The 8,332-nt window shown below is 69.3% G+C and carries 5 protein-coding genes; 3 read left to right on the forward strand and 2 right to left on the reverse strand.

From position 1 onward, the window contains the following. Window positions 1-253 precede the first annotated feature (253 nt). Entirely contained in the window at window positions 254-1,540 is a 1,287-nt protein-coding gene (locus IT306_04820; protein MCC7367719.1) for a hypothetical protein, read from the forward strand. 65 nt (window positions 1,541-1,605) lie between these two features. After that, window positions 1,606-1,872: a DUF433 domain-containing protein gene (locus tag IT306_04825; GenBank protein ID MCC7367720.1), complete on the forward strand. Its 267-nt coding sequence runs from the start codon at window positions 1,606-1,608 to the stop codon at window positions 1,870-1,872. 349 nt (window positions 1,873-2,221) lie between these two features. On the opposite strand, the gene IT306_04830 is transcribed toward IT306_04825, so the two are convergent. Further along, window positions 2,222-3,991, reverse strand: a complete 1,770-nt coding sequence (locus tag IT306_04830; protein ID MCC7367721.1) for a DUF4173 domain-containing protein — start codon at window positions 3,989-3,991, stop codon at window positions 2,222-2,224. Between the two features lie 237 nt (window positions 3,992-4,228). Next, window positions 4,229-6,394 carry an excinuclease ABC subunit UvrC gene (gene uvrC / locus IT306_04835; GenBank protein MCC7367722.1) on the reverse strand — a complete coding sequence of 722 codons (2,166 nt, stop codon included), beginning with the start codon at window positions 6,392-6,394 and terminating at the stop codon, window positions 4,229-4,231. Window positions 6,395-6,597: 203 nt separating this feature from the next. On the opposite strand from uvrC, the gene IT306_04840 reads away from it, so the two are divergent. Further along, entirely contained in the window at window positions 6,598-8,139 is a 1,542-nt protein-coding gene (locus IT306_04840; GenBank protein ID MCC7367723.1) for a UDP-N-acetylmuramoyl-L-alanyl-D-glutamate--2,6-diaminopimelate ligase, read from the forward strand. The last annotated feature ends 193 nt before the right edge of the window (window positions 8,140-8,332 follow it).

Raw genomic sequence — 8,332 nt, forward strand, 5'->3', positions numbered from 1 at the left:
ACTGAAGTCCCCGCCTACAGTCACGCCGTCGCTGCGCGACGGACACCGGGCACGGACAGGGACTGGTGAGACTACAGCGTCGCGCAGCGACTGCAGGATCGTAGGCGGGGCTTTCAAGCCCCGACGCCGCTGCACGACGACATCAACATGCAATCGCCCTGAGGACGAGGCGTAAAGCCGCGCGCTGCTCTCCCCTGCCTGCGATAATCGACCCTGGCGACGGGCTGGCCGTCGCCAGGAAGGTTTCGTCCCCATGTTCAGACTGCCGCGCCCGACGCTTGAGCGGTCCTCGTCTCGCATCCCGTCTGTCGTCGAGCACGACGGCCTGCTGCTGGTCGAGTTGTCCGGCGAGCCGTACGCGCGAGGCTGGCAGCACGGCATGGCGCTTGGCGAGCGGGTCCGACACCTGCGAAGCCGCCTTGTGGACGACATCGTCTTCGGCAAGGGGTTGGCGATGGGGGCCGGCTTCCTCGGCATCCTGTACGGCATCCTGGCGCGGATGCACCCGAACATCCCGCGTGAGCTGCGCGAGGAGATGCGCGGCCTCGCGGACGGCGCGCGGGTGCCGTATCGGGACATCCTTCTGCTCAACTGCTTTGACGACGTCCTGCACTCCCTGATCCAGCTGAACCCGATGCTCGCGCCGCTGCTGCATCACCGCTTCGTCAAGCCGGTGCTGGGGTGGCTGGGCGCGCCGCCGACGCCGGCGCCGGTCGCCGTGGGGGGCTTTGCCTGCTCCAGCTTCGTGCTGGCCGGCGAGGCCAGCGCGACCGGCGGGCCGATCCACGGGCGCAACCTGGACTACATGGTCCATGACGACTTCCTTGACCCTGATGGCATCGTGCCGTGCGAGCTGCGGCAGAACGTTGTCGCGTTTGTGGTGCGGCCGGCGCGCGGCAAGGCATTTGTGTCAGTGGCGTGGCCGGGCTTCGTGGGGCTGGTGACGGCCATGAACGGGGACGGCATCTCGCTGGCCTGTCTGACCTCGACGGTCTCGCAGGAGACGGCGAACGGGACGCCGCTGCTGATGCTCTACCGGCTGCTGGCCCAGTACGCCGGCTCGCTGGACGAGGCCGAGTGGCTGCTGCGCGGCGCGCGGCGGACCATCGGCAACAACCTGACCGTCGCCTCTGCCGCCGCGAACGACGGCCGCCTGTTCGAGTTCTCGATGGAGCAGGTGCGCGCGACCTCGATGCAGGCCGGGCGGCTCTTCGCCACGAACCATTTCCAGCACGACGAGATGATGACGCTGCAAGAGGGCTGGGTCGTGCCAAGCTCACAGCACCGATTGTTGCGGCTCGGGGAGTGGTTCGGGGCGGGCGGGCACGGGATCGACGTCGCCCGCGAAGCGCTCACCGACACTTGTCCGCCCCGTGGGGCCATCGAGGTCTGGGACTGCCTGGAGAACCCCGGGACGGTCTACAGCTCGATTGCCGAGCCGGCGACGGGGCAACTGTGGGTCCGCGCCAACGACCGCGCGGATCGGGAGTGGGTCCACCTGGATCTCGCGGCGTCGCTGGCGGCTGCCTCCGCCGCCTGACGATGCCAGAGGCTGGTCACTCGAATCCGGAAGTTTGCGCCATCCGTTCTGAGGTGCATCTGTCGATGGCTGCCAGAATCGTTCAGCACCCATATCCGCGTCGGGCTGTGCGGAATCCGCGCATTCTTGAGGGCGAGCCGACGCTGGAAGGCACGCGTGTCTCAGTCCGAACGGTCGTCGTGGCAAGCCGATATCTGGCGTCGGTACGCCAGATCGTAGACGCGTATCCGATGCTCGACCAGACAGCCGTCGAGATGGCGCTGGCGTTCTACGACGCGCATCAGGCCGAGATCGACTGCTACATCGCCGAGAACGAAGACTCAGCGTCCTGATGTCGCTCTGGCTCTACCTGGACGAGTGCGTCAACCTACATCTGGCCGCACTGTTGCGTACACGCGGCATGGACACCACGGCGGCCGTAGTGGCCTGTCAGTCGTGAACGACCGGGTCGGGTCACTCGACGCTTCCCCCGTCATCCCGAGCGACGCGAGCGTGCGAACGCAGTCGAGGGATCTTCCTCACGCTACAGAAGGAGAAGATCCCTCCGCTCCGCTCGTTCCTCGCCGCGGTCGGGATGACGGAGGGGAGGTCGTTCCTCGCGGAGCTTGCCCTGAGCGTGCCGAATGGGGTCAGGACGACGATGGGCACCGAGCGATCCTGCGATTCACGCCTGCCGAGCCACTAGGGATCAGACGGGCCGGGGATGTCCAGGCGGCCGTTTGGCTGCGAGGGGTTGGTGTTCGGCGGCCCAGCCAGCCCGCGCAGCCGCTCCTCGTTGGCGGCGGTCAGGGTCCAGGCGCGCCAGCGACCGTAGTTCCAGCTGCGCCAGTCCTGGTTCTGCGCCGCTCTCCAGCGGGCGATCAGCCGTCGGGCGATCAGGTCGCGCTGCTGGGCCGGCACCGCGTCCAGCACGTCGAGGAGCGCGGGCGTTGCGTCGCTGCTGAGGCCGAGCGTGTACGAGCCATCGAAGCGCGCGGGGGCATCGTGGCGGGCCGCGTTCGTCCGCACGATCAGATCGTCTGGGTTGATCAGGTTCAGGATCAGCGCCACGCCCAGTCCGGCCATGCTCGCGCCGAACAGGAAGCGCTGACGATGGTCTCGGAGGACCGTCGCCAGGAACCAGACAGCGCCTGCTGCGATCCACAGCATGAACGCTGTGGTGTAGAGCCGCAGCTCGGTCAGGCCAAGCTCCAGGGTGTAGAGTCGCATGCGCTGCAGCGCCGACACGATCACGACGGCCAGGAGGGCCACCAGCAGGCCGGCCAGGACGCGGTACACCAGAGTGTGAACGGGTGTGTCCAGCCGCGCCAGCCAGTCCAGGAACAGCATGATGCCCAGCAGCAAGGCCGCCACTGTCACCAGCTCGAAGAAGCCACGCCGGGCGTACTCCGAGAAGGTGAGCGTGGGCGACACTTCCACCAGCGCAGCGCCGCCGAACAGGTAGCGGAACTGGACGATCACGAAGGCCAGGAACAGCAGGTCGAGCAGTCCCAGCACGACGCTCAGTTCGACGATGCCGAGGAAGCCGACCCGGCCACCAGGGCGTGGCGGACGCGCGGACTTTGCGGCCGGCGCGGGGAGGCCCTCACTGTGAGATTCCCCCTCGCCCCCAGCCCCGCTCCCTCCAGGGGAGCGGGGAGCAGACAGCAGCATCTCCCCCTCTCCGACGCGGAGAGGGGGCTGGGGGGTGAGGTCGTTGCCTACGGGGGATGGGGCCGGTACGGGGAGGCCCTCACTGTCGGCCTCGACCGGCGGGCTGACGGGCTTCGTGCCGAGTCCGTCGATGGCCACGGTGCAGAACAGGGCCTGGCGCAAGAAGCCGGCCGTCAGCCACGTCCAGACGCAGGACCAGAAGATGTGCCCGAACATGTCCCTCAGGTTGATGTTCAGCACCTTCGTCACGATGCCTGAGAAGACGGCGTCTGCTGCCATGAACAGCCCGCCGAACACCAACAGCAACGGGATCGCTATCAGCAGGCCGCGCAGCACGGCGAGCACGACCGCCGGCCAGCCCGTGCGCGGCACCTCGCGCCAGTGGATGTCGAAGCCGAGCAGCACCAGCACGCCGCCGCAGGCGTGGAACCCGGCCGAGACCAGCCCGCCCACGAACTGCGGCAACCCGCCGATGAACGGCCAACCACCCGGCGCTCGGTGTGCTGCCAGCCCGATGGTCAGCAGGACGGCCAGCACGTTCACGGCCGTGAGCGCCTCCGAGTCGCGCAGGGCGATGCCCGCCGAGAACAGCAGCGCCAGCAAGGCCAGCCAGCGGCCCTCGCCGAGAAGGGGCAGCCGCGCCAGCGAGACCAGCACGCCGGCGCCCGTCACCAACGCCAGGATGAACAGCGGTGCGTTCACGCCCCAGGGCGATACGCGCAGCAGCAGGTCGCCAAGCAGGCCCAGCACGGCCGCCGTGGCCAGGGCGAACAGACCGAGTCGGGTCTGATCCCGCACGTTTCCTCCAGCAGCCGGCCGCGTGCAGTCGTTCGGGCGCAAGAGACCGTTCGGCGACGCACCGGCCTGTGGACGTACCGTCCACTAGGCACTGACGCTGGTGTGGCGGCGCGGGTTCCAAATGACAGCGGTCGAGCAGGCCGATGTCCCAGGTGGTCAGCGGCGGTTGCCGAGCCAACAGCCTGGACGTGGGCCACGCGAGGCCGGGGCTACCAGGCCGGGGCCACCAGGCCGGGGCTACTCCGCGATGGCTCGCTTCAGCTCTTCGGCGGTCCGGCGCGTCATCCCAGGCACCGCCGCCAGCTCTTCCACCGTTGCGCCGCGGATCGCTCTGACCGTCCCAAAGTGCCGCAGCAGCGCCTTCTTGCGGGTCGGGCCGACCCCTGGCACGTCGTCAAGCTGCGAGCGCAGGCCCTTCTTGCCGCGCACCTTGCGGTGGTAGGTGATCGCGAAGCGGTGGGCCTCGTCGCGGACCCGCTGCACGAGGTACAGCCCCTGGGAGTTGCGCGGCAGGATGACCGGTTCCGAGCTGTGCTTCTGGAACAGCTCCTCGCGCTCCTTCGCCAGCCCGACAATCGGGATCTCGGATAGCTCCAGGCTGTTCATCACCTCGACGGCCGCCGAAAGCTGCCCCTTGCCGCCGTCGATGATGACCAGATCGGGGAAGACCCCCCAGCTGGCGGACTGACCGTTGGCCGCGTCCTTCGCCTCGTCGCCGCCGTGCGCCCAGGCAGACGCGGACTCCAGCCCGCCGTCGAGCATCTCCGTCGCGACGTGGGCGGCGGTGTCGTCATCTTCGATCAGCGGCAGCGCGACGGAGCGCCCCTCACCCCCCGACCCCCTCTCCGGCGCGGAGAGGGGGGAGACCAGTCTGCTCCCCCTCTCCGCGCCGGAGAGGGGGGTTGGGGGGGTGAGGTTGTTGCCCATGCCTTCAGTGCCGGGCGTCGCGGCCAGCGCCCGCGTGAACCGCCGCCGCACGACCTCCTGCATGCTCAGGAAGTCGTTGTTCCCTTCCTGGTGCTTGATCTTGAAGCGCTTGTAGTCCGAGCGCTTCGGCTTGCCGTCCTCGAACACGACCATGCTGGCGACCTGGTTGGTGCCCTGGACGTGCGAGATGTCGAAGCACTCGATGCGGCGCGGCGGGCGCGGCAGGCTCAGCGCCTCCTGAAGCTGGAGCGCCGCCTCGCCGGTCTTCTCGCCGTCGGCCAGCCACTCGGCCTTCTGCTGCTCCAGCGTGTCGCGGGCGTTCTTCGTCGCCAGCTCCACGATGCGCCGCTTCTCGCCGCGCTGTGGCGCCAGCAGCTCAACGCGCTTGCCGCGCGCCTGCCGCAGCCACTCCTGAATCGTGTCGGCCTCGTCGATCTCCTCGGGCAGCAACAGCTCGGCCGGAATGTCCGTTGCCCGTGGGTAGAACTGCTTGACGAAGCTGGTCAGCACCTCGCGGTCGGTGTCGCCCTCGGCGTCCTGCATCAGGAAGGCGTCGCGGCGGGCAAGCTGCCCCTCGCGCATGAAGAACAACTGCACGCAGGCGTTGCCGCCGTCCCGCGAGAAGCCGATCACGTCCTGATCGACCAGCGTCGTGTACCCGACCTTCTCCTGCTCGATGACCTTGCGCGCCGCCTTGAGCCGGTCCCGCAGGTCGGCCGCCCGCTCGAACTCCAGGTTCTCGGCGGCCGTCTCCATCTCGGCTTCCAGCTCCTTGAGCACGGACTGGTTCTTGCCGTCCAGGAAACGCACCATGCCGTCGATCAGCTCGCGGTACCCGCCGTTGTCGATCAGGCCGATGCACGGCGCGGGGCAGCGCTTGATGTGGAGATAGAGGCAGGCGCGATCATCGGTGCCGGTGATCGTGCGGCTGCACAGGATCTGTGGAAAGAGCCGGCTGAGCGTGTCGAGCGTCTGACGGACCGAGGTCGCGTGCGGAAACGGCCCGAAGTAGCGGGCGCCGTCCCGCTCGATGCGACGGCTCACCCGCGCCACCGGCCACGGGTTCTGCACGTCGATCCGGATGTACGGGTAGTGCTTGTCATCCCGCAGCTTGGTGTTGAACCGGGGCTGCTCTTTGCGGACGAGGTCGTTCTCCCAGATCAGCGCCTGGATCGGTGACTCGGTCAGGATGTACTCGACGGCCTGGGCCTGCAGCGTCATCTGGCGCAGCTTCGGCTGGTGCGTCATGTCGAAGCTGGTACTTGGCTGGAAGTACGAGCGCACCCGGTCTTTGAGCGATTCGGCCTTGCCAACGTACAGCAGCTTCCCGCGCGCGTCCTTGAACAGGTACACGCCCGGCCGGTCCGGCAGATTGCGGAGCTGCTCGGCCAGCTTCGGGCGGTCCTGGGCCACCGCGGCGATGGTCGAGGAGGCAGCGGGGCCAGCGGATGTCGGCGGCTTGGGTGGGACGGTCACAGGCAGCACCCAGAGAGATTGCAGACGCGCGTCAAACCGGCCGAGCAGGCCACGAGCAGCGGTCCAGGTGATGGACGGTCAGCGGCCAACGCCTACGCAGCGGGCCTGACGCACACGGCCACCAGCGGGGCGGCTCGGCGTGTGTGGCATCGTCCAACATTGTGATGGACGATGCCAGAGCTGTGACCAGAATACTCGTCGATGTGACCAGTGATTCCGTCATTATACCCGTGATGCGCCTGCTCGATCTTCTCGCGGATGTCCCTGGAGCGACCCTGGTGCAGGGCGATCCGGCTGCCGACGTGCTCGGCGTCGTGCACGATTCGCGCCGGGTGCAGCCGGGCCAACTGTTCGTGGTGCTGCCCGGCGAGCGCCATGATGCCCGCGCCTTCGTGCCGCAGGCTCTGGAGCGCGGAGCCGTGGGCGTGGTGGCGGACTGCCCGCTGCCGCTCCCCGCTGACCGCGCCATGATCGCGGTGCCGGCGGCTCGCCCGGCCCTGGCAGACCTTGCGGCGGCGATGCGCGGTCACCCGACCCGCCACCTGCGCCTCGTCGGCGTGACGGGGACCGACGGCAAGACCTCGACGACGCGCCTGCTGGCGGCCATCCTCGAACGGGCCGGCCAGCGCGTCGGCTGGCTGACGACGGTGGACGTGAAGAGCGGCGACCAGATCCGCCCGAACGATCTGCACCACACCACCCCCGAGGCGGACCGGGTGCAGGAGGTCATGGCCGAGATGGTCAGAGACCGGGTGGATACGGCCATCCTGGAGGTCAGCTCGCACGCGCTGATGCTCGACCGGGTGCGCGGCTGCGAGATCGACGTCGCCATCTTCACGAATCTCAGCCCCGAGCACCTGAACTTTCACGGCACGATGGACGAGTACGCGCGGGCCAAAGCACGCCTCTTCGTGATGCTCGGCGAGCCGACCCGGAAGGCCTGGCCGCGCGTGGGCATCGTCAACGCCGACGACCCGTACGCCGCGGCGATGCGCGCCGCTTGCCCGGCTCCGGTCCGCACGTATGGTATCGAGTCGGCGGCCGACGTGATGGCACGCGACGTGCTACTTGACGTGCGCGGCGCGGCGTTCACCATCGCCACCCGCCAGGGAGAGGCACGGGTGGAGTCGCGGTTGCTGGGCCGGTTCAACGTCGCGAACTGGCTGGCCGCGAGCACGGCTGCCCTACAGCTTGGCGCTACGCTCGACAACGTCGTCGATGCTGCCGTTGAGATGCCGCCGGTCCCGGGCCGGATGGAGCGGGTGGACGCCGGCCAGCCGTTCCTGGTGGTGGTTGACTTCGCGCACACGCCGCAGGCGTTGGAGAACGCCCTCAAGACCCTGCGCGCCCACACCTCCGGCCACCTGATGACGGTTTTCGGGCACGCCGGCGAGCGCGATCCCGCGAATCGCCCGACGATGGGCCGCGCCGCCGCCGAGTCGGCGGACTACGTTGTCATCAGCATGGACGATCCGCTCCACGAAGACCCGCGCGAGATCGCCGAGCAGATCGCGGCGGGTGCGGAGGCGGTCGGCAAGGTGCGCGGTCAAGAGTTTGCCATCGACATCGACCGCGCCTCGGCGATCCGCACGCTGATCGGGCGGGCGCGGCCCGGCGACACGATCCTGCTGGCCGGGAAGGGCCACGAGCGCCGGATGCTGGTGGGTGACCAGCGCCTGGACTGGAACGACGGCGACGAGGCCCGCCGGGCGCTGGCCGAGGCCGGCTACGGGGCTGGTGCATGACACCAAGGCGGCGCAGCCCGGAGGCCCTCACCCCCCGACCCCCTGGGGAGGCCCTCACCCCCCGACCCCCTCTCCCTGTGCGCGGGAGCGGGGGCGGCACGAAACTCGCGGGCGGCTCCCCCGCTCCCGCGCCCCGGGCGCGGGGGGCGGGGGGGGCGGGCCTCCCCCGGGGGGCGGGGGGTGAGGGCCTCCG

The organism is Chloroflexota bacterium (assembly GCA_020850535.1).
In the GTDB taxonomy this organism is placed as follows: Bacteria; Chloroflexota; UBA6077; order UBA6077; family JACCZL01; genus JADZEM01.

Excerpts from the sequence above, each read along its gene's own strand:
- IT306_04820 (MCC7367719.1), top strand. The coding sequence starts at position 254 with ATGTTCAGACTGCCGCGCCCGACGCTTGAGCGGTCCTCGTCTCGCATC.
- IT306_04825 (MCC7367720.1), top strand. The coding sequence starts at position 1,606 with ATGGCTGCCAGAATCGTTCAGCACCCATATCCGCGTCGGGCTGTGCGG.